The following is a 25,246-nucleotide window of genomic DNA, read 5'->3' on the forward strand; positions in this document are numbered from 1 at the left end:
GTGACCCCGCGCTGTGACCCCGCGCTCCCTGGCGTTCTACGTGGAGGTCCTCTCCTGACCGCGTCAGCGGCGTTCTGGGACCAGGCTTCGCCTGCTGGAGTTTCTCGAACTCCCGGTGAATGCCCCGTACTTCAGCCCGTACTTTCGACGTTCCTGCAGCCCGATTCGCGTGTGGCCGTCTCCGTCATCATCATCGGCACCTATGGCGAGTACGGCCCGCCGGACAATCTGCGGGTCGGTGGCGTGCACAGCCTTCAGGCGCCGATGACTGGCCTCAACTGCCGGAGTCGCTCCCCGCGTTGAGCCACGTGCCGATGGCTGGCAGGGCCTGGAGTCCACTGTCGTGCTCCACCGAGCCGACTAGGTCGGCGATGGAGACGGCCTGGAGCGACGCACGCCAGGCGGCGTCGGCCGCAGACATCGCGCGGGCGATGGGGCACGGCTTGGTGCAGTCCTGGGGTGGCGTTCCGAAGGGGCCGCGCTGGCGGATCTCCGTGCACGTGAACGCGGGGCTCGCCCCGTCGACGGCCTCCACCACGTCCAGGACCGTGATGTCGGCGGCTGCCCGGGTCAGAACGTATCCACCCGTGGGCAGGCGTCCGCCACCAGGTCATCCTCTCCATCGTCGGCGTCGACCAGGTGCCGCAGCTGGACTACTACCGCGCGAAGGCGCTCCAGGAGGACCTGCTGCGGCAGGGGCCGACGCCGTACTCGATCGTGCGTGCCACTCAGTTCTTCGAGTTCATGGACGCGGTCATGTCCTGGACCTCCGACGACGAGACCGTCCGGCTGCCCGCCACGCGCGTCCAGCCCATCGCGACGGCCGAGGTGGTCCAGGCCCTCGCCGACGTGGCCACCGCCGAGCCGCTCAACGGCACGCTCGACGTCGCAGGGCCCGACATCTACCGGCTCGACGAGCTCGGCCGCTTGACGCTGTCGGCCCGCGAGGACCGCCGCACCGTCGTCACCGACGACGAGGCGGGCATGTTCGCCGCGATCGACGCCGACGTCCTGGTCGCAGGACCCGACGCGCGTGTGGCCCCTACCCACTACGAGGACTGGCTCGGCGGCTCGCGCTAGCGTCGGGCGGATCGGTCGGGTGGATCACCGGGGCGCTGCCTGCCCCCTTGGCCCGATCATGTCGATTCATGGCCCCCGCGCGGGTCGCACCTGGTGCGCTTGCCCGAGATCATGACGGCACAGACACCGGTCAGCCGGTTCGGCAGGTCGGTCAGGTCAGTCGGGTCAGTCAGGTCGGTCAAGCGCGGAGGGCGTCATGGCGTTGGAAATGCGTGTTCGTTGCGAGCGATGCGAGAGCGCGGCGCTGCCGTGGGACGCGTCGGCCAAGATCTGCTCCTACGAGTGCACGTTCTGCGAACCGTGCGCCGAAGCCATGCAGGATGTCTGCCCCAACTGCGGCGGGCGCCTCGTCAGCCGTCCCACTCGCGCTCAGACCTGACGTCGCCGAGCCGGCGTCGCCGACCTGGCCTTGCCGCGGGCCCACCGCTGTGGCCCTCGCCCCGGCTCAGGCCAAGAGCAGCATCGCGACCACCACCATGCCTAGCAGCCCGACGTAGGCCCAGGCATGGCCGGACGCCGTCCCTGGTGGCCCGCGACCTGACGGCCATGAGCGAGCGGGCCTTCACTCGGCGGTTCCGCACCGAGACCGGTGACGGCCCCGCCGTCTGGCGGGGCCGCGCCCGCCTGCTCGCGGCCGTCCGTCCCGCTGCTGCGCACAGCGTCGGTCAGCGAAGTCGGAGCCCGCACCGGCTACGCCTCTCCCGCGGCGTTCACCGCCGCCTTCACCCGCGCCTTCGGCGTGCCCCCGTCCCGCTGCACCGCGAGCCGCCGGGGCGGCATCGGCCCGCAGGCCGGGGAGTAAGAGCGTCTACACCGCCCTGACCTGCACGTTCGTAGGCAGAAGGTCTATCCAGTGGGCCTGAACCCCGTCGTCTTCCCTCGGACGCCATTTCCAAGCCCCGTGGACCCGCCGAAAACGTCTGTGGCTGTGAGCCCACCCATAGGAGCCACGTCACATGCTAACGACGGTAGTAGACGCATCGAGGCCTCCGCGGAGGGCCATGCGTCTGTTGTGGGGGCTCTGACCAGGGCCGTCCTGCGTACCGGGGTAGTACGTCACATCATTGCGTCCCGCTCCGGCCACCGCTAACCCTTGCTGAAGTTCCGGGGGAGCCCGGGATCGAAACCGGGCGAATCCGCTCGCTTCGACCGAGCCCCCCCACACCCTTCGCATTGGAGAGTCACCCCCGCATGGCCATCACCACGCAGACCACCACCGCCCGCTCCACCCGCTCGACCCGCCTGCGCAAGATCTCCGTCGCGGGCATCGCCACCGCCGGTGCCGCCGCAGCGGCCCTCACGCTGGTCCCCTCGCCCGCCCAGGCCGCCGAGCCGACCGCGGCGAGCGCCAAGACCACGCAGGCCGCCGCCGCCAAGCCCCACGCCAACAACCTGGACGGCTGGATCAAGGAATCCCTGGCCATCATGAAGTCCAAGGGCATCCCCGGTACGTACGAGGGCCTGCACCGCAACATCATGCGTGAGTCCGCCGGTGACCCGAACGCCCAGAACGGCTGGGACGTGAACGCGCAGAACGGCACCCCGTCCAAGGGCCTGCTGCAGGTCATCCAGCCGACCTTTGACGCCTACCACGTCGCGGGCACCCCCAATAACCTGACCGACCCGGTCGCCAACATCACCGCGGCCGCCAACTACGCCGCCGACAAGTACGGCTCGATCGACAACGTCGACTCCGCGTACTGAGCCACGGGTCCACGAACCCACTGAGACACCGGTCGACGAAACAAGGGGCAGCGCATGCCGCACGAGAGCAGGAACGAGCAGCAGGCGCACATGGCCGACGGCCCCGCAGTGCCCGACTACGGGCCCCCGCGGGTACGGCGCTCCCGGCGCAAGCCGAAGAAGAAGACCCTGCGGTACACCGCGTGGGGCGTCCTGGGAGCCGTCCTGATCGGCGGCGGAGGTGCCGCCTATGCCTGGCAGCACCTCAACGGCAACATCCAGGGCACGGACATGAACGCCGCTCTCGGGCACGACCGGCCGAGCGAGCAAAAAGACGGCTCGATGAACATCCTCCTGCTCGGGTCCGACTCCCGGGCGGGAACCCACGGCAAGTACGGCAAGGGCGTCAGCGGCGCCCGCGCCGACACGGCGATGGTCCTGCACGTCGACAAGACCCACAAGAAGGCTTCGGTCGTCAGCATCCCGCGCGACACGATGGTCGAGCGGCCCCAGTGCGCCAAGCCGCACGGTGGCAAGGCGGCCGGCGCGCGGCAGGCGATGTTCAACTCGTCCTACCAAGTGGGCGGACCGGCGTGCACCGTGAAGACGGTCGAGAAGATGTCGGACGTCCGCATGGACCACTATCTCGAAGTCGACTTCAAGGGATTCCAGAAGCTCATCGATGAGCTCGGCGGCGTGGACATCACCACCCACAAGGCGATCCACGACACCAACAGCGGTCTCTCCCTGAACGCGGGCAAGCACACGCTCAAGGGCAAGCAGGCGCTGGAGCTCGTCCGGACGCGGCACGGCGTCGGCGACGGCAGTGACCTGGGCCGCATCCAGCTCCAGCAGGCCTTCATCAAGGCGCTGATCCACCGCGCCGACACCGTCGATCCGCTGGGCAGCCCCGCCAAGTCCTACGACCTGGCGGACACCGCGACCAAGACGATCAGCGCGGACTCGGACCTGGCCTCCGCGGACAAGCTCCTCGGCCTGGCCAACGAGCTGAAGGGCATCAGCCCCGACCGCACCAACATGGTCACGATGCCGGTCACCTACGACTCCCGGGACGCGGGACGGGTCCTGCCGCTGGACAAGGCCTCGCACAAGGTGTGGAGCGCCCTGCGCCAAGACCGGCCCATCCCGAAGTCCGCGACGCAGGACTCGGTCGGCGACCAGTCCGACTCGCCGGTGTCCGCGGGCACCTGACGAAGCCGGGAGCCCAGGCCGACCTGGATCACCGCGCTCCGTCGCGCCCCGCGCGGCTGAGGGCTCCCGGCCACCACGCCCCTATGGATCCTTTAGATCCTTCACCGGTGAAAGCGGCGGCGGCGTGTAGCTCACCCCGTACACCCGGGCGAACCGGTTGGCCGCGGCCGCCGACCCACCGAGCCGCTCCAGAAAGAACGCGCGCGCCATCGACTTCATCTGTTCACCGCTCACGTATACGACCCACCTGTTGGACGCGGCATTGAAGCGCGCTGCGTCCACCGCCGACTCCAGACCCGAAGCAGGCTCCCGCAGCAGTCGTCCGCCCAATGCGAGGAACCGCCTGACGGTATCGAGCTCCGAGCGGCGCAGACCCACCTGTTGGAGACCCGGCACGGGAGGCTCGACGGTCGGGGGAGCGGCCCGCACCTGTGCGTAGAGCAGCGCGTCCCACCCGTCGTGGGTCAGCTGTACCGCCCACGGGACGGGATGGCCCGCCTTCACCGAGAGCTCAGCCTGTTCCTCGTGGGGCGCCACTCGGGCAAGACCGAGTTTCACCAGGGGGCTCGTGGAGCGTTCATCAAGTCCGGGCCCTGCCATGGCCCACCCATCGGTTGTGCGCTGCACGTCAGCCACGCGTTGCAGCAGCGCGTAATGCCCAGCCGAGCGCCGCATCTCTGCCCCTCCCACCAAACAGTGCGTGCCGCGACGCTAGCGTGCGCCCGTGCCCGGAGGGGCGTTGTTGAGGCGGGATACCCCCGAAATCAGGGTGAGCGCCGCGAGCGCGCGCCTGTCTGGACCCGCGCGCGGTCAGTGGGCCCCTGGACCTGTTTCAGATCAACTGAGCCGGCTACCCGATCACCGCGAAGGCACAGCGCTGTGCGACGTAGGCGCCGGTCGGTTGGGACAGACAGCCACCGGCGCTGCCGCATGCTGGGGATCAGCGAACTCTGGCCATGCATGTGTGGGATCTGCGATGCTCGCCTCAGAAGCGGTCCTGCCCGACCGGGGAGGCGGCGTGAGCAGTCGAGAGGCGGAGCAGGTGAGCGGGTGGCTTCCTCGTCGGACTCTCTGAACACACCGGCACTGAGCCCCTGTCATGCCCTGGAGGAGCAGGCTCCCGACACCGAATGTGCGGACGAGGTCGCCGAGATCAAGGCGCTGCGGACCGAGGTCAACGACCTGCATCGCGCCATGGAATCCCATCCCTCCATAGACCAGGCGCGGGGCATGCTGATGACGCTGGGGCCCTGCTCGGCGGATGAGGCGTGGCAGATCCTGGTCGAGGTGTCGCAGCACTCCAACACCAAACTGCGGGCGGTGGCGGAAGAGCTGATCGCCACCACGGAGGGAGAGCCGTTGCCCGCCCCGATCCGTAAGGCTTTGGCCGAGGCACTGCGAAAGCGATAGACGCCGACGTGGGACGTGCGACGAGCTACGGGCTGATCGTCCTCCCGTCCCGGGCTGATTCTTCCTCTCGTCCCTATCGGGTGGTGACCGTCCTGAGGACCGCACCGGCCACGTCCTCGGGAGAACGGCCGGCGCCCGTATCGATGTGATCCAGGCCCAGCCTGTTTCCTGGATCCGGGGCCACAGCCGTTCGTAGTGATCCAGAACGGACGAGATCAGCTCGTCCACCGTGAGAGATCGGTAGTGCTCGGCGACGTGTGCGGGCACTTCCCACTGCGGCGTCCGCCAGGGCCGTCCCGGGTGCCACGCCAGGTGGTCGGTCGACAGGTACTCGAACCCGGCTCGGTCCGCCACCACTTGAGCGACGGTCGACTTCCCCGCATGCGAGGTTCCCCCGATCAACACCACTCGCGCACCGTGCATGTGGGCGACCCTACCGATCGCCGCAGTGGACTTCGCCAGACCGTTATGCCCTCAGGCCCTCAGGCCGTAAGTTCGGCGAGGTCGGTGGCGTCGAGGCGCAGTCCGGCCGCGGCGAGGTTCTCGGCCAGGTGCGTGGGGGAGCCGGTTCCGGGGATGGCCAGCATGTTCGGTGAGCTCGCGAGCAGCCAGGCCAGGGCGACCTGGGCGGTCGTCGCGTCGTGCCGCTCGGCGACCTGTGCGAGGCGGTCGTGCTCGATCGGGTCGAAGCCGCCACCGAGCGGAAAGAACGGCACGTACGCGATGTCGTGTTCCGCGCACCGGGCAAGGACGGCGACGTCGTCGGGACGATGCACGTGGTACTGGTTCTGCACCGCGACGACCGGCGCGATGGCCCGCGCCTCGTCGAGCTGTGCCAGGTCGACGTTGCTGACTCCAAGGTGGCGGATCAGACCCTCTTCGCGCAGTTCGGCCAGGGCCGCGAACCGGTCGGCCACGCTCTCGCTGCCCGGCTCGCTCATTCCGCCGACCCGCAGGTAGACGAGGTCCAGCCGGTCGAGACCGAGGGCGCGCAGATCGTCGGTCACCAGACCGCGCAGATCCTGGGGCCCGGCCTGGCCGGTGGGCACGCCGTCGGCTCCGCGCAGCGGGCCGACCTTGGTGGCGATCAACAGCTCGGCCGGGTAGGGCGCGAGAGCCCTGTGGATCAGTTCGTTGGCATGCACCTCGCCCCGAGCGTAGAAACCGGCCGTGTCGATGTGGTCGACGCCCGCGTCGACCGCCTGCCGCAGCACCGCGACGCCGGTCTGCGGGTCGCGTGCCGGACCGGTGAACGTGCCTGCGGCCAGGCGCATCGCGCCGAAGCCGAGACGGTTGACGCGGCGGTCGCCGCCGAGCATGAACTGGCCGCTCGCTGCGGCCGTGGTCTGTGTGGTCATGTCCCCAGCCTCACCTCTCGACGGCCTCTCGGAGGCCGGATGGCAACCTGTTGCCACGCGCGTGAGCGAGACTGGGGGAGTGACCGACCACACCACGCTGACGATCCACGGCGAGAGGGAACTGGCCGCGCGGACCGCCATGCTGTTCGGCGAGACGACGCGTGAGTTCTTCTGCGCGGCCAACGACCTGCACACCTGGTTGCGGCCCGAGGCACGAGAGGCGATGGTGGGCCGCCTGCGCCCTCGGACCGCGGAGGGCATGGTCGTACGCAAGCTCTACACACCCGCCGTGCTGGCGGACGAGGAACAGCGGTTGCACCTGTTCGACATCGCGGCCGCCGGTGGGCAGGTGCGTGTCCGTGCCGCGACCCTGCCGCACGAGACGATCATCGTCGACCGCCGGGTGATGATCCTGGCCGGCCGCAATGGCGCCCGCGGGCGCGAGTTCACGATCACGACCGCACCGGCTCTGGTCGGCGGAGTCCACGCCCTGATGTGCGCCACGTGGGACGCCGGCACCCCTGTCGCGGACTACCTGCGGCGCGAGACCGAGGACCTGGACGCGGATTCGCTCGCCGTGCTGCGAGCCCTCGCGGCCGGAGTCACCGACGCCGTGGGCGCGCGCCGCGTCGGCATGTCCGTGCGGACCTACCGCAGGCGGGTCGCCGAGTTGATGACCGCGCTGGAAGCCGATTCACGGTTCCAGGCCGGGGTCAACGCAAGCAGGCGTGGTCTGACCGGCAACTGATGGCCCGCGGCAGCGACGCCATGCGCCGGCGTTCAGTCCGGCCGCGGTCCGAGTGAGGTGCTGGGCCAGTACTGCGGCCGCCGTGTCGGCGTCGCGGACCAGCGCGGCTCGCCGGCGTGTTGTCACGGGCGAGTTGAAGCTCGGCGGTCACTACCAGCTCGAGGCCAACGCCGGTGGCGAGGTGCTCCGCTGCGAGCCGCCCCGGCTGCCGCGGGTCAGCTGGACGATGGGAGAACCCAGGAGGGCGAACTCAGCGAGGTCGAGGTGCGCGCCTGGCGCCCGACGGCGAGGAGCGCACCCGCTTCGAACTGGAGCATGTGGCCATCGTCGACCCGACGTTCTGGGAGACCTGCGGCCCCGGCGCCACAGGTGTCGGCTGGGACCTCGGCCTGAAGGTCGGCGCGCGGGCTCGGTGCGGCGGGCGAAGTGCGGGGCCATTGACGAAAGTCAAGGGGCGCTCCGTACTTTCGCCGGTGCCGGGCGCCTCACCGGATTCCTACGCTCGCAGGCATGATCAGAAACCGCATCCGGGGCAGGGCCGCAGCAGTCCTGGCGGCCCTCGCCTCTCTCGCTCTGACCGTCACGGCCTGCGGCGACGGCTCGTCGTCGAGTGGACCTGCTTCCGCACCGGTACGGGAGGCCGGACTCTCCCTCCCGCGCCCGTCCGGACCCCACCTCATCGGACGGGACACCCTCCACCTCGTGGACGAGAGCCGCCGCGACCTCTGGGTGCCCTCGGCCGGGGACCGGGAGCTGATGGTGTCCGTCTTCTATCCGGCCGTGCGCAGCAGTGGCGGCGCCCTTGCGCCGTACATGGCGGTCAAGGAAGCCGGACTTCTGTTGGAGGGGCAGAAGTTGGACCAGCGGATAGAGGCCGATCAGGTCGCCTCCGTCCGGACGAACGCCAGGGCCGGCGCAAGGCCGGTCAAGGGCAGGCATCCGCTCGTGGTCCTCTCCCCGGGCTTCACCCTGCACCGGGCCACCCTGACCGGCCTGGCGGAGAAGCTGGCCTCGCAGGGCTACGTCGTGGCTCTCGTCGACCACGCGTACGAGTCCTTCGGAACACAGTTCCCGGGCAAGGGGGAGTCCTCGCGCATGCGTGACTGCGTCGCCTGCGAGAAGGTCGAGAAGGCGCCACGCGGCAACTCGGGAGAGAGCAAGCTGCTGGCCGAGGCCGCCCGGAACCGGGCGGCGGACATCTCCTTCGCCATCGACGCGTTGACGGGACGCTCCCGCATCGACGGCGGGCGACACCCCGACTACCCCGCCCTGATCGACACCCGGCGGATCGGTGCCGCCGGACATTCCCTGGGCGGGAACGCGGCGGCGGTGGCCGTGGGCACCGACCACCGGATCCGCGCCGCGGCCAACCTGGACGGCACCTTCTTCGCCCCGGTCCCCGGTGCCGGCACCGGACGCCCTCTTCTCATGCTCGGCACCCGGAACGGTCACACCCCCCGCGCCGACGACGCCTCCTGGTCGCGCGAGTGGCGACGCCTGCACGGCTGGAAGCGCTGGCTCACGGTCGCCGACTCCGGGCACCTGTCCTTCACCGACATGCCCGTCCTCGGCGGACAGGCCGGGATGACCGACCCCCAGGCCCCGCTGTCTGGGAAGCGCTCGGGCCAGATCACCAACGGGTACGTCACCGCCTTCTTCGACCAGCAGCTCCGAGCCCGGCACCGAGCGGTCCTGGACGGCCCATCGAAGGACAATCCGGAGGTCGCCTTCCACTCCCCCTGACCGGCGGCTGTGATCCTCGGCGACCGAGGCGATCCTGGAGCAACTGGTCGACGTGCAGTTCCTGGAGCCACCGGCTCCGGGCCGCTACCGCTTCCACCCGCTCACCCGGCTGTTCGCCCTGCGATCGGCGACGGAGACGGGCGGCGTGATTCGGTCTGGGGCAGGGGAGGGATGAACGCCTTTACACGTCCCAGTAGTTGAGCGGCGCCGACCCCAGGCTGTGGCCTCTGCGGTCGAGCACCCGTCCCACGTGCTTGACCGTGCGCAGCACCACGGCGCGCTCCGTGATGCGCAGATCGAGGTGTGCGAGGCGGCTGTTGAGCAGCGCCTCGGTGGTGTGGACCTCGGACAGGGTCGGCAGCCAGATGTCGAGCACCAGATTGTGCGCACCCGCCGTGATGCTGCACATCCGCAGGCCCGGCAGCGTACGCAGCGCGCTCACCGTCTCGTCGAGATGCTGGGCGGGCACCGAGCCGAAGTACACGACGGAGACCGGGAAGCCGGTCAGCGGCCGGGCCAGCGCGCAGCGCAGCGAGAGCCGTCCGGTGCCGGTCAGGACGCGCAGCCTGCGCCGGACGGTCGCGGCGGAGGCGCCGACGGTGTCGGCAAGCTCGGTCAGGGGCATCCTGCCGTCGGCGCCGAGCGCGAGGGCGATCCGGCGGTCGAGGGGCCGCAGCGGTTCGTCGGGCAGCGCGGGCCGTTCCACGGTGAGCGCCCCGCGCTGTTGCCGGGTGAGGCTGCGCAGCCGCCACGAGGCCCCCTCGAAAGGCGCCGCGGTGATGACATGGCTCCGTACGGCGCGCACCCCGGGCAGCTGCGACACCCGGTCGCCGGAGAGCCGGGCCAGGCCGTCGAGGTCGGTGGCCGCGGCGATCGCGAGCAGATCACGCCCGCCCGAGGTCTGCTTGAGGCTCAACACGTGCGGATCACGCGCGAGTTGACCGATGGTGTCCTCGCTGAGCCGCCCGCCCATGTCGATCTCGACCTGTGCGTAGACACCCTCGTCGTGGCCGGGCGACAGATAGCCGTCGACCCAGGCCACCCCCGCGCGGGCCATGCGCTCCCAGCGGCGGGCGACCGTCACCGCGTCGACCTCCAGGACCTCGCCCATCCGCACCCAGGACACCCGGGGCTGGATCTGGAGGGCGTGCACGATGGCCAGGTCCAGCTCGTCCAGGTTGTGCGCTCGCTGCGTATCCATGAGGGTTGCTGAATCCTGCGTCGAAGTCGGTCTGGTGAAGGATTCCGGCGATTTTACACAGTCGTGATCCCTGATACCGATGATCGTCGGCCATGAGCCACGCACAGTTCTCCTCCCTGCGCATCATCCGAGCCCGCCTCGTCGACGGCACCGGCGCGGCCCCCGTGACGGACGCCGTCATCGACATCGACGAGGACGGCACGATCGTCCACGCGGGACCGGCCGCCACAGCGCCCGAGGCGCCCGCACGGGCCCGGACCGTGGACGCGGCAGGACGCACGGTCCTGCCGGGCTTCATCGACACCCATGTCCACCTCGCGATCGAATCGCCCCGGCAGATGGTCCGCCGCCACGAGAGCGATCAGACCCTGGAGACGTTCCGCACCGCCGAGCGCCTGCGCATCACCCTTGAGGCGGGCATCACCACCGCCCGTGACCTGGGCGGCCTGCCGGCCGGCTACCGGGACGCGGTGGCCGCGGGCCTCACCACGGGACCCCGGCTGCACACGGCGGTCCGCATCCTCAGTCACACCGGCGGCCACGCCGACTTCCGCTCGGAGTGCGGCTTCGATCCCAGCGCCGGAGTGGGCGAGATCGCCGACACCCCGGACGAGGTACGCGTCGCGGTGCGCCGCCTGCTCCGCTCCGGCGCCGACGTGATCAAGGTCTGTGCGACCGGCGGGATGAGCAGCCCCTACGACCAGCCCGACGACGAGGGCCTGACCGTCGAGGAGATCCGTACGGTCGTCGACGAGGTGGCCCGGCACGGCGGCCGCCCCGTGGCGGCCCACGCACAGGGCACCGCGGGCATCATCAACGCGATCCGCGGCGGCGTGAGCAGCGTCGAGCACGGCTACGGCCTCACCGCACAGGCGCGCGAACTGGCGGGCGAGCAGGGCACGTTCGTGGTGCCGACCCTGTCGACGGTGTTCGACGGCATCGACCGCTCGACCATGCAGCCCTTCCACTACGAGAAGAAGGTCCGCTGGTCCGGCATCACCCGGGAGAACATCGCCGCGGCCATCTCCGACGGCGTACGCATCGCGATGGGCACCGACGCGGCGATGGTGCCGCACGGCCGCAACCTGCGCGAGCTCTCGCACCTCGTGTCCCTCGGCATGACTCCGGAGCGGGCCATCGAGGCGGGCACCCGCAGCGCCGCCGAACTCCTGGGCCTCTCCGCGGAGATCGGCACCCTGGAGGCGGGCAAGCACGGCGACCTGGTGATGTGCGACGGCGATCCGCTCGCGGACATCTCCGTCTTGTCCGACCCGGCGCGCATCGTGCTCGTCGCCCAGCGTGGCGCCGTACGCAAGGACACGCTCGCCCTGGCACAGTCCGCCCCCGCGGCGAGCGGCGCGCCATCCGAAGGAGCCGCCGGATGAGCACCTCGGTCACCTCCGCGAAGACGCCCACAGGCGGACCGCCGAAGCGGTCCCTGCTCGACAAGGTCATGAACGGCATCGAGCGCGCGGGCAACAAACTGCCGCACCCGGTGCTGCTGTTCCTCGGCCTCTTCGTGATCATCGGCACGGTCTCGACGGTCCTCGCCGCCACCGGCACCACCGTCACGGTCCCCGGCGAGGACGAGACACTCGCGGTCAAGGGCCTGTTCAGCGGCGAGGGCGTGCGCTGGCTGCTCGAGAACTTCATACCGAACTTCACCGGCTTCCCCTCGCTGGGCACCGTCCTGCTGATGATGGCCGCGGTCGGCGTGGCCGAGAAGACGGGCCTGCTCGAGACGGCCGTACGCGCCTCCATCGCGCGGGCCCCCAGGCGGCTGCTGCCCTACCTGGTCGCCTTCGTGTCCTGTCAGGCGCACCTGATGAGCGACGTGGCGATCCTGGTGATCCCGCCGCTGGCCGCACTCGCCTTCAAGAACGCGGGCCGCAACCCGATCGCGGGCCTCATCGGCGGTTTCGCCTGCGTCTGCGCGGGCTACGCGGCGGGCTTCTCGATCGGCGCCCTCGACGCGCTCTACACCGGCATCACGCACCAGGCCGCCGCGGTCGTGCCGGGCGGCGAGGACGCCCCCACGCACATCCTCATCAACTACTTCTTCACGTCCGCGGCCAGCTGCGTCCTCGCCCTGATCGGCGGCTTCCTGATCTCCCGCGTCCTCGAACCCCGGCTTCCCCAGCCGGACCCGCGGGCCGACGAAGTCGAGACGGAGGCCGACACCGAGGCTGAGGCGGACCCCTCCGTCACGGTCACGGTCACCGCCAGGCAGCGCACGGGCCTGCTGCGCTCGGGCCTGGCCGTCCTGCTCTACGCGGCCGTCGTGGTCACCTGCTGGCTGCTGCCGGGCTCCCCGCTGCGGGGCGAGGGCGGTGCGCTGGTCCCCTCGCCGGTCCTGAACGGCATCGTGCCGCTCCTGTTCGTCGCGTTCGTCCTCGCGGGCGTCGTCTACGGCCGCACCGTCGGCACGATCAAGCGCGCCGACGACACTCCTCGCATGATGGCCGATTCGATCACCGGGATGTCCGGATACATCGTGCTGATCCTGGTGATCTCGCAGGTCATCGGAGTCTTCGACTGGTCCAACGTCGGCACCCTGCTTGCGGTGAACGGAGCGAACCTCCTTGAATCCGCCGGCCTGACCGGCTTCACCGGCCTGGTCCTGTTCGTCCTCCTGGTCTGCGTCCTGAACCTGTTCGTCACCTCCGGCTCTGCCCTGTGGTCCCTGGTCGCCCCGGTCTTCGTCCCGGCGTTCATGCTCATCGGCATGGAACCGGCCGTCACCCAGGCGGCGTTCCGGATCGGCGACTCCGCGACCCAGATGATCACCCCGCTCAATCCGTACGTCTTCCTGATGCTGACGATGCTGCGCCGCTACGAACCCGGGGCGCAGCTCGGCACGGTCCTGTCCCGGCTCTCGGTGTTCGTGGTCCCGTTCCTGGTCGCCTGGCTCGCGGTCCTCGGCATCTTCTACGGCATGGGCCTGCCGCTCGGCCCCGGCGCGGAGATCACGCATCGATGACGAGGTCCTCCAACGGTGTCGAGCAGCACAGGAGGATCTTGTCCTGTGCGATCTCACGCGGACGGATGCCGCCGTTGTGCCGCATGTCGACGGAACCGGACACCAGCTTCGACTTGCAGGTGCCGCACAGGCCCTGGGCGCACGAGGCCGGCAGACTGAGCCCCGCTCGGGACGCGGCGGACAGGAGGGCGGTGTCGGCGTCGCACTTGATCGTGCGCCCGCTGCGGGCGAACTCGACCTTGAAGGCGGGAGAAGTACGGGGGCCCGGCCTCGTGTCGACCGGCAGCGTCGGCGCCTCGAAGGCGAAGCTCTCCTCGTGGTAGCGGTCCATGGCGAAGCCCGCGTCCGACAGCATGAGGCGTACGCCGGTCATGTAGCCGTCCGGTCCACAGGTGAAGACCTCCCGTTCGAGGAGGTCCGGCGCGATCTGCCGCAACGTCCGAGGCGTCAGCCGGCCGCGGTGACCGCCCCAGGGTTCGTTCGGCGCGTCCTCCTCGCAGACGTGGACCACCCGGAAATTCGGCGCGGTCGCGGCGATGAGGTCGAGTTCGCGGCGGAACACGATGTCCGACGGCGTGCGGGCACTGTGCACGAACACCACGTCCGCCGGGTCGGCCAGGTCGTACAGCGCCCGGGTCATCGACATCACCGGAGTCACTCCGCTGCCGCCGGACAGGAAGAGGTACTTGGGCGCCGGATGCCGGACCGTGGAGAACGCGCCGTGCGGGCCGTGTGCCCGCACGGTGTCGCCGGGCCGCAGGCGGTCGTGCAGCCAGTTCGACACGAGCCCGCCGGGTACGCGCTTCACCGTCATGGCGACCAGGAAGGGGCGCGTGGGCGGCGAGGAGATGGTGTAGCAGCGCTGCACCGGCAGCCCGTCGATGTCGAGGGTCAGGGTCAGGAACTGCCCCGGGTCGTGCCGGAACAGCCGCGGCTCGGCGGCCTCGAACACGAACGTCCTCACGTCGTGCGTGATCTGCTGGACCTGACGGCACAGCAGCAGTTCATCGGTCTCGCCGTCCCACGACGGGACCTCGGCGGCGCTCACTGCGCTTCCCGGTGTGCCCTGAGCCGTGTCACGTACCAACTGACGAATGCCTCGACCTGCTCCTCCGACAGCGCGTACGGGCCCGGTCCATAGGCCGGGCTGCTCACGCCCTGCTGGGCACGGGCGACGAACACCGCGTCCTGCTCGTTCGTGGCCGCCCACACCTTGGTCAGGGTGTCGAGGTCGTAGTCGACGCCCTCGACGGCGTCGGCGTGCACGAGCCAGGTGGTACGGACGAGGGTGCGGTCCGGCGCGAGCGGGAGCACGGAGAACGTGACCGCGTGGTCGGCCATGAAGTGGAACCACGCGTTGGGCTGCGTGTGGAAGGCCAGCCGGCCCAGGCGGGCGGTGGGGAAGTCCGCCAGCAGACGCGTGCAGGCGGCCGCGCCGTCCTGGGTGTAGGACTCGCCCGCGAGGTCGAGGGGTTCGCGCTGGATGCGGAAACCGGTGGGGCGGGTGTCGAGTTCCTCGATCGCGGCGTAGGGCAGGCCGAGGGACTCGTAGGTGGCACGGGCGTCGGCGTCGGCCTTCAGGTAGCGGTCGTAGGCCGGGCGCAGCGCCGCGGGGATGTCCTGCTCCTCGTAGCCGTACGTGGGGAAGAACGTGCACAGGAGTTCGGGGTGACCGCCGCAGTGGTAGCACTCCCGGTTGTTCTCCATGGTCAGTTTCCAGTTGCCGTTCTCGACCAGGTCGATCTGCGCGGCGACCTTGGCGCGGGCCAGGTGGTGCGGAGCGATGTACGGCTCGACGCGGGAGGCCACCTCGTCGAAGTCGTCGGGTGGCTTGTCGGCCACGCAGATGAAGACGAGCCCGGCCACCGTGCGCGCGTGCACGGGCCGCAGCGCGAAGCAGGAGGGGTCGAAGCCGGGTCCCTGGGACTCGGCGTGCAGCAGTTTCCCGTCCACGCCGTACGTCCACCGGTGGTACCCGCAGACGATGTTGCCCACCGAGCCGCGCTCTTCGTTGAGGATGCGTGTGCCGCGGTGCCGGCAGACGTTGTGGAAGGCCCGTACTTCTTCCTCGTCGTCACGGACGACGATGACCGAGTACGGGCCGATGGTGACCGTCACATAGTCGCCGGGCTCGGGCAGCTCCGCCTCGGCGGCCACGAACAGCCAGTGCTGGGCGAAGACGGCTTCGATGTCGAGGGCGAAGAGCTCCTCGCTGAGGTAGAAGGGGGCTTCGAGGCTCTGTCCGACGGGGCGCCGGGCGAGGAGGTCGCCCACGTCGGCCTCGGCGGAAGATGTCACTTGGTGCATCTCAACTCTCCAATGCATCCGTGGAGTTGATGGGAGTGGGAGGGTCTTCAGACCGGCAGGCACAGCCGCAGTGCGTCGTAGATCGCGGCGTGGATGTTGCGGGCGGTGACGGCGTCGCCGACGCGGAACAGCTGGTAGCGGCCCGCCTCGTTGCGGACCACCGTCTGTTGTTCGTGCGCCAGCAGAGCGGTGTGGTCGACCTCGCCGAGGTTGGTCGACCCGGGAAGGAGCGCGACGTACAGCTCGTCATTCGGCAATGTCCCGTGCTCGACGACTACTTGGTCCACGATCCGCTCGGTCTCGGTTTCCGTGTACTCGCTGTAGAGGGTCGCCGCGAGCCGCCCGTCCGTGGTGCGGCGCACGGACCGCAGCCGCTGGGCGAGCGTGGTGGTGACGCCGTGGGCGGTGAACGCCCGTAGGTAGGCGGGGGAGTTCATGCTGCCGACGTCGGGAGCGAGGGTGCGCTCGGGAGTGACGTACTCGATCCGGGCGTGGGACGCGGTGAGGACCTCTGTCGCGTCCATGGCCGGATGGCCGCCGTGATCGTCGTAGACGAGGATGCGGGCCGCTTCGCCTCGGGGGCGCGGCAGGGAGCCCGTCATCACGTCCCAGGTGTCGGCGACCAGGCTCTCGCCCGCGGCGAGGAAGCTGCGGTCGGGGGTGCCGCCGGTGGCGACGATGACGAGGTCGGGGTCTTCGGCGAGGACGTCGTCCGCCTCCGCGTAGGTGCCCAGGCGCAGGTCGACGCCGTGATGCTTGCACTCGGCCATACGCCAGTCGACGATGCCGAGCAGGTCGTGCCGGCGGGGGTTGGACGCGGCGAGCCTGATCTGGCCGCCGGGCCGGCCGCTCGCCTCGAACAGGACGACGTCGTGGCCGCGTTCGCCGAGCACGCGCGCCGCCTCCAGACCGGCCGGACCGCCTCCGACGATCACCGCTTTCCTGCGGGGGCCGGTGGTGGCGGATATGAGGTGCGGTACGTGGAGTTCGCGGCCGGTGGCCGGGTTGTGCACGCACTTGGTGTCACCGGAGTCGTAGATCGCGTCGAGGCAGTAACTCGCCCCGACACAGGGCCGGATGCGATCCTCTTGGCCTGCCTTCACCTTGGCGACCAGGTGCGGGTCGGCGATCTGCGCGCGGGTCATGCCGACCAGGTCGAGGAGCCCTTCGCGCAGGGCGTGCCGCGCCGTGGCGACGTCGGCGATCCGCGCCGCGTGCATCACGGGGACCGAGAGCCGTCGCCTGACCTCTCCGGTGAAGCCCAGGAACGGCCCGAGCGGGGTACCGATGGGCGGGATGGCCTTGGCGAGGGACGCGTCGCTCTCGATGGAGCCGTGGATGGCGCTGATGAAGTCGATGCCGTCGGAGGTGAATTGCTCGGCGGCGGCGAGTGCTTCCTCCATGCCGAGGCCGCCGGGGCGTGCCTCGTCCAGCGACATCCGGATGCCGACGACGAAGTCCGGGCCGACGGCTTCGCGGACGGCACGGATCACCCGGCGCGGAAACGTCATGCGGCGCTCCAGGCTGCCGCCCCACCGGTCGCCCCGGTGGTTGGTGGCGGGGGACAGGAAGCTGTCCAGGAGGTGGCCGTACGCCTCCAGTTCGACGCCGTCGAGCCCACCCTCCCGGCAACGGAGCGCCGCGGAAACGTAGTTGGCGACGATCCGGTCCAGGTCCCAGTCCTCCGCGGCCTTGGGGAACGAGCGGTGGGCGGGTTCGCGCAGCGGTGAGGCGGACACCAACGGGAGCCAGTCCCCGGTGAAGTTGCTGGTGCGGCGGCCCAGGTGGGTGACCTGGCACATGACCGCCGCCCCGGCGTCGTGCACGTCGTCGGTGAGGCGGCGCAGCCACGGCACGATGTCGTCGCGGTACAGCAGCAGGTTGCCGAACGCGGGCGGGCTGTCGGGGGAGATGACGGCCGAGCCGCCGATCATGGTGAGACCGGCGCCGCCCCGTGCCTTTTCGAGGTGGTAGGCGCGGTAGCGGTCCTTGGGCAGGCCGTCCTCGCCGAACGCCGGTTCATGTGAGGTGCTGACGACGCGGTTGCGCAGGGTGAGGTGCTTGAGCTGGAAGGGCTTGAGCAGGGGATCCAGGGTGAGTGAGGGCACGGCAGCTCCTCGGCAAGCTCAGAAATGCGCGGACAAGCTCAGACAGCGTGCGTTTCGCTATGCGAAACAACACCGCTATACGAGACAAATGGTGGAGCCGGAAATCCCCGGCCGTCAAGAGCCTTCGCAGCCCTCGCCCGAGCCGCGCTCAGCCGCGCTTCACGTACCCCCGGCGCCAGGAGATCTTCGCGCCGGCCGTCATCAACTGTTCCGCGAGGTCGGGCACGGTTTCCTCGTTGATGCGGAAGGTCGGCCCGGACAGCGCCACCGCCGCGATGACCTGACCGTCCAGGGCGCGGATCGGGGCGGCGATGGCAGCCAGGCCGAGAGCGTGCTCCTCGATCGTGATCGCGTACCCACGCTCACGGACCGCTTCGAACTCCGCCGTGAGACGCGCCGGGTCGACGATGGTGTGCGGGGTGTACTTCTCCGGCCCTCGCGCGAAGATCTCCGCGACCTGACCGGGAGCCATGTACGCCAGGAAGAGTTTGCCCGACGCGGTGGCATGCATCGGGGTGCGCCTGCCGACCCAGTCCCAGGTCGTGATCGCCGCCGCACCGATCGCCTGGTCGACGCTGATCACGTCGTGCCCGTCGTGGATCGCCACGTTCACGGTGTCGCCCACCGCCGCGGCCAGCTCCTGGCAGATCGGGCGGCTGAGCATGGACAGGTCGTTCACCTTGCTCGCCCCGGCGGCGAGTTCGACCATCGTGTACCCGATGCGGTAACGCCCGCGCTCGGTGTCCTGCTCGACCAGGCCCCGCGACTCCAGCGTCGCAAGCAGCCGGAACACGGTCGACTTGTGGATGGCCAGCGCCTCGGCGATGTCGGTCACGCCGGACGGGCCCTGCGCGGCCAACACCTGAAGGATCGATACCGCCCGGTCGACGGACTGCACCGAGTGGTCACGTGGACGGCCCCCGTTGCTGGTCATGGCGGAAAGCGTATCCGAGCGGCGGGCACCGCCAGCGAACACGTGACCCACATGACCCATGTGCCCCACCTGACCCACGTGACCCACCGGGCACATGGCGTTGGGCCGGAGGCGCCGGTACAAAACTCCTTGTCCCACCCACCAACGGTCCCTAGAGTGAGATCACTTCGACGAGACGTTCCCCAGAAGCACGCCGCAGAGCGGGAACGTCCCACCTCGCAGAGGTGCCGGAGGGGCGGCAGCCAACTTTGTCGACCCTTCCTGTCGGAGGTCTCCTTCATGAACATCGGTATCGGTCTGCCCATCGGTGACCCTGCCACCCTGCTCACCTGGGCCCGACGCGCCGACGCGGGCCCCTTCAGCACGCTCGGCCTGCTCGACCGGCTCGTCTACGACAACCCCGAACCCCTGGTCGCCCTCGCCCTTCTCGCAGGCGCCACCTCCCGGATCCGCGTCCAGACCGAGGTGCTGCTCGCACCGCTGCGCGACACCGTCCTCCTCGCCAAGCAGGCCGCCACCTTGGACCAGATGTCCGGCGGCCGGCTGGTGCTCGGCCTGGGCGTCGGAGGCCGGGACGACGACCATCAGGCCGCGGGCATCGACAAGCGCACCCGAGGCCGACGCCTCGACGAGCAGATGGCACTCATGCGCCGCCTGTGGTCCGGCGAACCGTACGGTCACGACATCGGCCCGATCGGCCCTGCGCCCGCCCGGCCGGGCGGACCCGAAGTCCTCTTCGGCGGTTTCAAGCCCGCCGCGATCGAACGCGTCGCACGCTGGGGCGACGGCTTCCTCGCCGCCGCGCCGCTCTCCTGGGCAGGCGGCCTGTTCGACACCGCCCGAAGGTTCTGGAAGGAGTACGACCGCGACGGCGAACCGCGCATCGTCGCGCAGATCAACGTCGCGCTCGGCCCCGAAGACGTGATCGGTGACGCCCGGTCCAACATGCACGCGTACTACGCCTTCACCGGCATGGCCGACCGCATGGTCGCCGGACTGTGCACTACCCCGACCGAGATCCGCGCCGCGATCACCGCCTTCACCGACCTCGGCGCCGATGAGGTCATGCTCTACTGCCATGGCCTGGACCCGAACCAGGTGGACCGCCTGGCCGAGACGCTGAGTTGACCGATGCCGGGTTCCTGTCCCGATGGACGAGCAGGTGCCCGGCTTCATCTACACCGGTGAGGAGGCGCCCGACGTGGGCTTCCTCGGGTTCCTCGACCACGGGTTCGGGGTCCGCATCGACTGGGCGGACACCTCGGCGCCGCAGCCGACCGCCGTCTTCGCGGAGGCTGCCCCCTGACCCTCTCTGGGTCACCGGCGACCACGAACAGCGGCCTCCCGGCGGATCTCCTCGCCGGGAGGCCGCTGCGAGGGCGGCATATCGGTTGCCGGTCCCGCTGCCGTGCAGCAGGATGCGGGGATGCGTTTCTCGATCAACATCCCGAACTTCGGCGACTTCGCCGATCCCAGGACCGTGGCGAAGCTGGCCGTGGCGGCGGAACAGGCAGGGTGGGACGGCCTGTTCGTCTGGGATCACGTGCTCCATCGCAAGCACGAGGGCAGGCCCTTCGGTGATCCCTGGATGCTGCTGACCGCCGCCGCGCTTGCGACCTCCCGGATCAGACTGGGCACGCTGGTCACCCCCGTCGCCCGGCGCCGCCCGCAGCAGCTCGCCCGCCAGGTGGCGACCCTGGACGTCCTGAGCGGCGGCCGGGTCACGTTCGGCACGGGGCTCGGCGGGCCCGTCGTGGACGAGTACGCGAGTTTCGGTGACACCACGGACCCGAAGGTGCTGGCCGAACGCCTGGACGAGGGCTTGGACCTGCTGCAGCGTTACTGGACGGGCGAGCCGGTGAACCACGACGGACGGCACTTTCAGGCACGGGACGTGACGCTGCTGCCGGCCACGGCGCAACGTCCTCGGCCACCGGTCTGGGTCGCCGGTTTCTGGCCGAACCGCCCGCCCATGCGCCGGGCGGCCCGCTGGGACGGCGCGGTCCCGCTGTTCAACGACGCCAAGCACGGCCATGTGCCGCCGATCGGTCAGGTCCGCGACCTGGTCGCCTACGTACGACAGCAGCGCGAGGACCGCCCCGACGCTCCCTTCGAGATCGTCCTCGGCGGTGCCACGCCGGGCGGCGACGCCGCCAAGACCCGTGACATGCTCGGCCCGTTGGCCGATGCGGGAGTCACGTGGTGGGACGAGCGGCAGATCGAGACCGGTGACGGAGTCGACCGGCTCACTCCGGTGCTGCGCCGCGTCGAACAAGGCCCGCCGGTCTTGTAGTCACGCAGGTGTCCGCGGGTGGGCCCGGGTGCGGGGCCGGAACTTGGTTCCTTTCCGCAGCCGCGGGCCAAGTAAGGGGCTCAGGGGCTGGGGACGGCCGGGGGGCAGGAGTTCGCGGATGAGGGGTGCGATGCCCTCGGCGGGGCGCACGAAGTCGACCTGGCCGGTCTCGACGGCGGATCTGAGCATCCCGTGGGACGCGGCCGTCACCGGATCCTCCACGATGACGACACCCCCGCGCGACTCGACCGCTTCCACGCCCGTGGTCAGTAAGTGAGGGGGGAGCTTGATGAAGGTAGTGCTTGCGGGAGGTACTGGGCAGGTCGGCGCCGTGCTCGACCGGGAGCTGACCGCCGCCGGGCATGATGTCGTCGTCCTGAGCAGAAGCCCCGTACGTGAGCGCCAAGTGGCCTGGGACGGACGGACGTCGGGCCCATGGATCGCCGAGATCGACGGCAGTGACGTCGTGGTCAACTTGGCGGGGCGCAGCGTCAGTTGTCGCTACACCGAGGCCAATCTGCGGGACATGATGGATTCGCGGGTCCAGTCCGCCGAGGCCGTCGGCGCGGCGATCGCCGCCGCGGCGAAACCGCCGGCTCTCTGGCTCCAGATGAGCACCGCCACGATCTACGCGCACCGATTCGACGCCGCCCACGACGAGGCGACCGGTGTCTTCGGCGGCATGGAGACCGGGATCCCGGACTACTGGGAGTACAGCGTACGGATCGCCAAGAACTGGGAGCGCGCCCAGGAGGAGGCCACCACCCCGCGCACCCGCAAGGTCGCCCTACGCGCCGCCATGGTGATGAGCCCCGACCGAGGCGGTGTCTTCGACGTCCTGCTGCGGATGGCGCGGCTCGGCCTCGGTGGGCCCGTCGCGGGCGGGTCCCAGTACCTGTCCTGGATCCACGACCGGGACTTCGCACGCGCGGTGGAGTTCCTCATCGCCCGCGACGACATCGCGGGCCCGGTGAACCTGGCCGCCCCCGGCCCGCTCCCGCACCGTACGTTCATGCGGGACCTGCGGGCCGCGGCGGGCGTCCGGGTGGGGCTCCCCGCCACCAAGTGGATGGCGGAGATCGGAGCGTTCGTGCTCCGCACGGACACGGAGCTGCTCCTCAAGAGCCGCCGCGTGGTCCCGGGCCGACTGCTCGACGAGGGCTTCGTCTTCGAGCAAGCCGCATGGCCGGCCGCGGCGGCCGATCTCGTACGGCGCGCGCGGGAGCGCGGCTGAGCGAGAGCCGACGGTGCGGGCTCCGCAAGGCGGCATGACCCGCACCGGCGCCACAACGGCGAGCAACTCTCCCCGGGTTCAGCTCGCGGAGGTCTCCGACTGCACTTCAGCGGGCTTCTCCGCGGCGCCGGCCGCCGTGTAGAAGACGGAGGAACCCTGCTTGGCGCGGTGGGCCCGGCCCTTGGCGACAAGACCCTCCACCGTGGTGCGCACGACGGTGGTCTTGATGGTGCGCTCGGGGTGCTCCTGGGCGAGTGCGGTGGTGATCTCGGCGGCGGAGCGCGGTTCGGTCTGCTGGACGAGGTGCTTGTCGATCAGTTCGACCAGTGTGGGGCCCGCTGCAGGCCCGGCAGGCTTCTTCTTCTCGGCGGCCTTGGGACCGTTCTTGGCTGCCTTGTCCTTGCCCTTGGCGGTGGTCTTGGCCTTGGTGGCTGTGGCCTTCTTGGTTCGGGCCGCACTCGAACCGGCAGCGCCCGCCCGGGGAGCGGGTACCGACTCCTTGAGGGGGGACGTCTTCTTCGCGGGGGCGGCTGTCGCGGTGCCGGGGGACCCCAGCGCCTCCTGCATGCTCAGCAGCACCGCGTGGTCGCTCTCCAGTGCCTGCAGCTGCTCCTGCAGCGCTGCCACCTCGGCTCCGATGCGGTCCTGCTCCTTGCGATTGGTCTCGAGGTCCGTGGCCACGCGGACGGCGTACTGGGCCTGCACTCCGGAAGTTTCCGGCTGAACGTCTGACATAGCAGTGACCTTTTCGTGAGCGCACTCGGTCGTGCGGGATGGCGGATCGTGCTCACGCCTGAGCACTCCTGAATGGAGGGCGCACCTGAGTGAACCCCTGAATGCTGACTGCCCAACCTTCAACAGCAGTAACGCATGTGCGGGTAGCGAAGGTTACGTGCTCATAGCCGTGCGCGGATGCACTGGGTGAGGATTGACCCTCATATCGAGGCCATGTTGATCTCGTGTTCGAAGTTCAGGTGACGGCCGATGCCATCCGCCGGACTGCCTCGGTGACTACTTCTGGTGAGGCCGCCAGGTTGAGTCGGACGAAGCCCTCGCCGCCTGTTCCAAAGGCTTTCCCGGAGTTCAGCGCGACGCGACCGCGCTGCAGGAAGGTCTCCGAAGGGTCGTCGCCCAGGCCGAGGTCCCGGCAGTCGAGCCAGGCCAGGAAGGTGCCTTGTGCGGGCGAGTAGTCGATGGCGGGCAGGTGCTCGGACAACAGTGCGGCAAGGAGCCGGCGGTTGTCGTCGAGGCCGCGGAGCAACGCGTCGAGCCAATCGCCTCCGTCCCGCAAGGCCGCCGTGTGGGCGATGATGCCGAGGTGACTGGGGCCGTGACTCACCTCTTCGGGGATGCGGGCCAGGTCGTCTGCGGCTTCGGGGCCCGCGATGGCGAGGGCGGCCTTGAGCCCGGCCAGGTTCCAGGCCTTCGACGCCGACATCAGGGACAGCCCGTTCTCCGCTCCGGGCACGCTCAGGAAGGGCACGAAGGATGTGTCCGCCGACACGATCGGGGCGTGGATCTCGTCCACCACGACGCGTACCCCGTGCTCCCGCGCCAGGCGCGCGACCCGTGTCAACTCGGCGGCGGTGTGCACGGTCCCGGTCGGATTGTGCGGGCTGCACAGCAGGTACACCGGCCGGCTCGCTCCTCGTGCCGTACGCCGGAACACATCCTCCAGTACGGCGAAGTCGATCCGCAGATCCGGCCCCAGGGGTGCCTCGACGACGAGCCGGTCCAGGTTGCCGACGAACTGGTAGAAGGGTGGGTAGACAGGGCAGTTGACGATGACGGGGTCGCCGGGCGCGGAGACCAGCTTGAGCATCTCGACGATGCCGAGCATCACGTCGGGCACGATCGCCGTGCGCTCGACGGCGAGGCCGTCCCAGCCCCACCGCTTGTGGGCGAACTCGGCCAGCGCCTCGGCGTACACCGTCCCGGCGGGATAGCCGGTGTCACCGAGCTCCACGGCGTGGGTGATGGCCTCGGCGATCGGCTCGGCCAGTGGGACGTCCATCTCGGCCACCCACAGCGGCAGGACGTCGTGCGGATAGGTCCGCCACTTCATGCTCGTGCGACGCCGCAGCTGTTCCAGCGAGAGCCGACGCAGCGGGTTCGCGCCGTCCGGCACGATGGGATCACGCGACACATTTTCCATACGTCAAAAGTAGGCAGGTCCGCCCGGATTCCGACCTGCTTCGACGCGATCAGATGGATCAGACCGACCACACGGGCCGCAGGTGCACCGATGCCGACAGGGGGCACATCGGCACGCCGTTTACACGCTCCAGTAAGGTGAGCCTAACGAATCTTATTCGCCAGTCTGTGCGCCTGTCCGCCGACCTGTGAGGAACCCCGTGCCCGACGCCGCGACACCCGCAACCGTCCCGTCCCTTGGCGGTCGCGCCACGGCGCCGCACACCTGGCAAGTACTACGCTCGGGCGAAGAGCTGACCGAACTGCTCGGCGCACCGCACCCGATCGTCATCGACAAGGTCCACGACGAGCTGGTCCCTGACGACCTGGGGATCCTGGCCCGCTCCCCGTTCTGCGTCGTCTCCACCTCGGACGCGGAAGGCAACTGTGACACCTCCCCGCGTGGCGACGCACCGGGATTCGTCCATGTCCTGGACGCGCGCACCGTCGTCCTGCCCGACCGCCCCGGCAACCGGCGCAGCGACAGCTTCCGCAACATTCTCGGGAACCCGCATGTGGGACTGCTCCACCTGGTGCCGGGCAGCGCCGACATCCTGCGCATCAACGGCCGGGCACGGATCCTGACGGACGCCCCGTTCTTCGACGCGATGACCGTCAAGGGTCAGCGCCCCCGCCTGGCACTCGTCGTCGAGATAGACGAGATCTTCCGGCACTGCTCCCAGTCGCTGCGGCGGGCCGGCATCTGGCAGCCGGAAACATGGCCGCAGGACGCGCCCCGCTCTTGAGAGTGGTGGCCGCCGC

At 70.0% G+C, this 25,246-nt stretch carries 23 protein-coding genes and 4 pseudogenes; 15 read left to right on the top strand and 12 right to left on the bottom strand.

The window, feature by feature from the left end; translation table 11 throughout:
* Positions 1 to 274: 274 nt before the first annotated feature.
* Positions 275 to 589 (bottom strand): annotated as a pseudogene (locus AC5P1C_RS24145) (Rrf2 family transcriptional regulator); the annotation flags it as partial.
* A 2-nt stretch (positions 590 to 591) separates the two neighbouring features.
* Between AC5P1C_RS24145 and AC5P1C_RS24150 the strand changes: the two are divergent.
* From AC5P1C_RS24150 to AC5P1C_RS24170, 5 genes and pseudogenes are all read left to right on the top strand, one after another.
* Positions 592 to 1,080, top strand: a pseudogene (locus tag AC5P1C_RS24150) (SDR family oxidoreductase); the annotation flags it as partial.
* Between the two features lie 196 nt (positions 1,081 to 1,276).
* A complete protein-coding gene (locus AC5P1C_RS24155; protein ID WP_493868005.1) occupies positions 1,277 to 1,459 on the top strand; it encodes a DUF1272 domain-containing protein in 183 nt (60 codons plus the stop codon).
* A gap of 164 nt (positions 1,460 to 1,623) precedes the next feature.
* Positions 1,624 to 1,882: pseudogene (locus AC5P1C_RS24160) on the top strand (helix-turn-helix domain-containing protein); the annotation flags it as partial.
* 389 nt (positions 1,883 to 2,271) lie between these two features.
* Positions 2,272 to 2,784 carry a transglycosylase SLT domain-containing protein gene (locus AC5P1C_RS24165; RefSeq protein WP_493868006.1) on the top strand — a complete coding sequence of 171 codons (513 nt, stop codon included), beginning with the start codon at positions 2,272 to 2,274 and terminating at the stop codon, positions 2,782 to 2,784.
* Positions 2,785 to 2,838: 54 nt separating this feature from the next.
* Positions 2,839 to 3,975, top strand: a complete 1,137-nt coding sequence (locus AC5P1C_RS24170; RefSeq protein ID WP_493868007.1) for an LCP family protein — start codon at positions 2,839 to 2,841, stop codon at positions 3,973 to 3,975.
* Between the two features lie 81 nt (positions 3,976 to 4,056).
* Here AC5P1C_RS24170 and AC5P1C_RS24175 read toward each other — a convergent pair whose 3' ends face one another.
* On the bottom strand, positions 4,057 to 4,575 hold the full coding sequence (locus AC5P1C_RS24175) for a DUF6417 family protein (RefSeq protein ID WP_493868008.1): 519 nt from the start codon (positions 4,573 to 4,575) through the stop codon (positions 4,057 to 4,059).
* Between the two features lie 450 nt (positions 4,576 to 5,025).
* On the opposite strand from AC5P1C_RS24175, the gene AC5P1C_RS24180 reads away from it, so the two are divergent.
* A complete protein-coding gene (locus AC5P1C_RS24180; RefSeq protein ID WP_493868009.1) occupies positions 5,026 to 5,385 on the top strand; it encodes an ANTAR domain-containing protein in 360 nt (119 codons plus the stop codon).
* Positions 5,386 to 5,550: 165 nt separating this feature from the next.
* On the opposite strand, the pseudogene AC5P1C_RS24185 reads toward AC5P1C_RS24180, so the two are convergent.
* Together AC5P1C_RS24185 and AC5P1C_RS24190 are read right to left on the bottom strand one after the other, a co-directional pair.
* Positions 5,551 to 5,808, bottom strand: a pseudogene (locus AC5P1C_RS24185) (hypothetical protein); the annotation flags it as partial.
* Between the two features lie 59 nt (positions 5,809 to 5,867).
* Positions 5,868 to 6,743, bottom strand: coding sequence for an oxidoreductase (locus AC5P1C_RS24190; protein ID WP_493868010.1), 876 nt, complete (start codon positions 6,741 to 6,743; stop codon positions 5,868 to 5,870).
* 79 nt (positions 6,744 to 6,822) lie between these two features.
* Here AC5P1C_RS24190 and AC5P1C_RS24195 point away from each other — a divergent pair, with 79 nt between their 5' ends.
* Positions 6,823 to 7,491 (top strand): DNA-binding response regulator, encoded by a 669-nt coding sequence (locus AC5P1C_RS24195; RefSeq protein WP_493868011.1) that lies wholly within the window; start codon positions 6,823 to 6,825, stop codon positions 7,489 to 7,491.
* A 510-nt stretch (positions 7,492 to 8,001) separates the two neighbouring features.
* A complete protein-coding gene (locus AC5P1C_RS24200) occupies positions 8,002 to 9,234 on the top strand; it encodes an alpha/beta hydrolase family protein (protein WP_493868012.1) in 1,233 nt (410 codons plus the stop codon).
* 181 nt (positions 9,235 to 9,415) lie between these two features.
* Here AC5P1C_RS24200 and AC5P1C_RS24205 read toward each other — a convergent pair whose 3' ends face one another.
* Positions 9,416 to 10,435: an Lrp/AsnC family transcriptional regulator gene (locus AC5P1C_RS24205; protein WP_493868013.1), complete on the bottom strand. Its 1,020-nt coding sequence runs from the start codon at positions 10,433 to 10,435 to the stop codon at positions 9,416 to 9,418.
* Between the two features lie 92 nt (positions 10,436 to 10,527).
* Between AC5P1C_RS24205 and AC5P1C_RS24210 the strand changes: the two genes are divergently transcribed.
* Together AC5P1C_RS24210 and AC5P1C_RS24215 are read left to right on the top strand one after the other, a co-directional pair.
* Positions 10,528 to 11,820 carry a metal-dependent hydrolase family protein gene (locus AC5P1C_RS24210; protein ID WP_493868014.1) on the top strand — a complete coding sequence of 431 codons (1,293 nt, stop codon included), beginning with the start codon at positions 10,528 to 10,530 and terminating at the stop codon, positions 11,818 to 11,820.
* Positions 11,817 to 13,415, top strand: coding sequence for an AbgT family transporter (locus AC5P1C_RS24215; RefSeq protein ID WP_493868015.1), 1,599 nt, complete (start codon positions 11,817 to 11,819; stop codon positions 13,413 to 13,415). The genes AC5P1C_RS24210 and AC5P1C_RS24215 overlap by 4 nt, the downstream gene beginning before the upstream one ends.
* On the opposite strand, the gene AC5P1C_RS24220 is transcribed toward AC5P1C_RS24215, so the two are convergent.
* The 4 genes from AC5P1C_RS24220 to AC5P1C_RS24235 all read right to left on the bottom strand — a co-directional run bounded on the left by AC5P1C_RS24220 (position 13,402) and on the right by AC5P1C_RS24235 (position 18,764).
* Positions 13,402 to 14,463 carry an FAD-binding oxidoreductase gene (locus AC5P1C_RS24220; RefSeq protein WP_493868016.1) on the bottom strand — a complete coding sequence of 354 codons (1,062 nt, stop codon included), beginning with the start codon at positions 14,461 to 14,463 and terminating at the stop codon, positions 13,402 to 13,404. The genes AC5P1C_RS24215 and AC5P1C_RS24220 overlap by 14 nt on opposite strands.
* The gene (locus tag AC5P1C_RS24225; RefSeq protein WP_493868017.1) at positions 14,460 to 15,722 is read right to left on the bottom strand and encodes an aromatic ring-hydroxylating oxygenase subunit alpha; all 1,263 of its coding nucleotides are present in this window, start codon (positions 15,720 to 15,722) and stop codon (positions 14,460 to 14,462) included. Before AC5P1C_RS24225 ends, AC5P1C_RS24220 begins: the two co-directional genes overlap by 4 nt.
* A 47-nt stretch (positions 15,723 to 15,769) precedes the next feature.
* A complete protein-coding gene (locus AC5P1C_RS24230) occupies positions 15,770 to 17,830 on the bottom strand; it encodes an oxidoreductase (protein WP_493868018.1) in 2,061 nt (686 codons plus the stop codon).
* 148 nt (positions 17,831 to 17,978) lie between these two features.
* Complete coding sequence (locus AC5P1C_RS24235) at positions 17,979 to 18,764, bottom strand: IclR family transcriptional regulator (protein WP_493868019.1); 786 nt, start codon at positions 18,762 to 18,764, stop codon at positions 17,979 to 17,981.
* 279 nt (positions 18,765 to 19,043) lie between these two features.
* Here AC5P1C_RS24235 and AC5P1C_RS24240 point away from each other — a divergent pair, with 279 nt between their 5' ends.
* From AC5P1C_RS24240 to AC5P1C_RS24250, 3 genes are all read left to right on the top strand, one after another.
* On the top strand, positions 19,044 to 19,892 hold the full coding sequence (locus AC5P1C_RS24240) for an LLM class flavin-dependent oxidoreductase (RefSeq protein WP_493868020.1): 849 nt from the start codon (positions 19,044 to 19,046) through the stop codon (positions 19,890 to 19,892).
* Positions 19,893 to 19,914: 22 nt separating this feature from the next.
* On the top strand, positions 19,915 to 20,070 hold the full coding sequence (locus AC5P1C_RS24245) for a hypothetical protein (protein WP_493868021.1): 156 nt from the start codon (positions 19,915 to 19,917) through the stop codon (positions 20,068 to 20,070).
* A gap of 120 nt (positions 20,071 to 20,190) precedes the next feature.
* Positions 20,191 to 21,057: an LLM class flavin-dependent oxidoreductase gene (locus AC5P1C_RS24250; RefSeq protein WP_493868022.1), complete on the top strand. Its 867-nt coding sequence runs from the start codon at positions 20,191 to 20,193 to the stop codon at positions 21,055 to 21,057.
* On the opposite strand, the gene AC5P1C_RS24255 is transcribed toward AC5P1C_RS24250, so the two are convergent.
* Positions 21,058 to 21,315 (bottom strand): chemotaxis protein CheB, encoded by a 258-nt coding sequence (locus tag AC5P1C_RS24255; RefSeq protein WP_493868023.1) that lies wholly within the window; start codon positions 21,313 to 21,315, stop codon positions 21,058 to 21,060. It lies immediately after the preceding gene.
* A 31-nt stretch (positions 21,316 to 21,346) separates the two neighbouring features.
* On the opposite strand from AC5P1C_RS24255, the gene AC5P1C_RS24260 reads away from it, so the two are divergent.
* A complete protein-coding gene (locus AC5P1C_RS24260) occupies positions 21,347 to 22,291 on the top strand; it encodes an epimerase (protein WP_493868024.1) in 945 nt (314 codons plus the stop codon).
* A 78-nt stretch (positions 22,292 to 22,369) separates the two neighbouring features.
* Here AC5P1C_RS24260 and AC5P1C_RS24265 read toward each other — a convergent pair whose 3' ends face one another.
* Positions 22,370 to 22,972: a hypothetical protein gene (locus AC5P1C_RS24265; RefSeq protein ID WP_493868025.1), complete on the bottom strand. Its 603-nt coding sequence runs from the start codon at positions 22,970 to 22,972 to the stop codon at positions 22,370 to 22,372.
* 289 nt (positions 22,973 to 23,261) lie between these two features.
* The gene (locus tag AC5P1C_RS24270) at positions 23,262 to 24,446 is read right to left on the bottom strand and encodes a MalY/PatB family protein (RefSeq protein WP_493868026.1); all 1,185 of its coding nucleotides are present in this window, start codon (positions 24,444 to 24,446) and stop codon (positions 23,262 to 23,264) included.
* 199 nt (positions 24,447 to 24,645) lie between these two features.
* On the opposite strand from AC5P1C_RS24270, the gene AC5P1C_RS24275 reads away from it, so the two are divergent.
* The gene (locus AC5P1C_RS24275) at positions 24,646 to 25,230 is read left to right on the top strand and encodes an MSMEG_1061 family FMN-dependent PPOX-type flavoprotein (RefSeq protein ID WP_493868027.1); all 585 of its coding nucleotides are present in this window, start codon (positions 24,646 to 24,648) and stop codon (positions 25,228 to 25,230) included.
* The last annotated feature ends 16 nt before the right edge of the window (positions 25,231 to 25,246 follow it).

The organism is Streptomyces sp. A18 (assembly GCF_059026065.1).

Bases quoted from the DNA above. Each gene is read 5' to 3' on its own strand.
- AC5P1C_RS24155 (WP_493868005.1), top strand. From the start codon at position 1,277: ATGGCGTTGGAAATGCGTGTTCGTTGCGAGCGATGCGAGAGCGCGGCG.
- AC5P1C_RS24165 (WP_493868006.1), top strand. From the start codon at position 2,272: ATGGCCATCACCACGCAGACCACCACCGCCCGCTCCACCCGCTCGACC.
- AC5P1C_RS24170 (WP_493868007.1), top strand. From the start codon at position 2,839: ATGCCGCACGAGAGCAGGAACGAGCAGCAGGCGCACATGGCCGACGGC.
- AC5P1C_RS24175 (WP_493868008.1), bottom strand. From the start codon at position 4,575: ATGGCAGGGCCCGGACTTGATGAACGCTCCACGAGCCCCCTGGTGAAA.
- AC5P1C_RS24190 (WP_493868010.1), bottom strand. From the start codon at position 6,743: ATGACCACACAGACCACGGCCGCAGCGAGCGGCCAGTTCATGCTCGGC.
- AC5P1C_RS24200 (WP_493868012.1), top strand. From the start codon at position 8,002: ATGATCAGAAACCGCATCCGGGGCAGGGCCGCAGCAGTCCTGGCGGCC.
- AC5P1C_RS24205 (WP_493868013.1), bottom strand. From the start codon at position 10,435: ATGGATACGCAGCGAGCGCACAACCTGGACGAGCTGGACCTGGCCATC.
- AC5P1C_RS24210 (WP_493868014.1), top strand. From the start codon at position 10,528: ATGAGCCACGCACAGTTCTCCTCCCTGCGCATCATCCGAGCCCGCCTC.
- AC5P1C_RS24215 (WP_493868015.1), top strand. From the start codon at position 11,817: ATGAGCACCTCGGTCACCTCCGCGAAGACGCCCACAGGCGGACCGCCG.
- AC5P1C_RS24225 (WP_493868017.1), bottom strand. From the start codon at position 15,722: ATGCACCAAGTGACATCTTCCGCCGAGGCCGACGTGGGCGACCTCCTC.
- AC5P1C_RS24235 (WP_493868019.1), bottom strand. From the start codon at position 18,764: ATGACCAGCAACGGGGGCCGTCCACGTGACCACTCGGTGCAGTCCGTC.
- AC5P1C_RS24240 (WP_493868020.1), top strand. From the start codon at position 19,044: ATGAACATCGGTATCGGTCTGCCCATCGGTGACCCTGCCACCCTGCTC.
- AC5P1C_RS24245 (WP_493868021.1), top strand. From the start codon at position 19,915: ATGGACGAGCAGGTGCCCGGCTTCATCTACACCGGTGAGGAGGCGCCC.
- AC5P1C_RS24250 (WP_493868022.1), top strand. From the start codon at position 20,191: ATGCGTTTCTCGATCAACATCCCGAACTTCGGCGACTTCGCCGATCCC.
- AC5P1C_RS24260 (WP_493868024.1), top strand. From the start codon at position 21,347: ATGAAGGTAGTGCTTGCGGGAGGTACTGGGCAGGTCGGCGCCGTGCTC.
- AC5P1C_RS24270 (WP_493868026.1), bottom strand. From the start codon at position 24,446: ATGGAAAATGTGTCGCGTGATCCCATCGTGCCGGACGGCGCGAACCCG.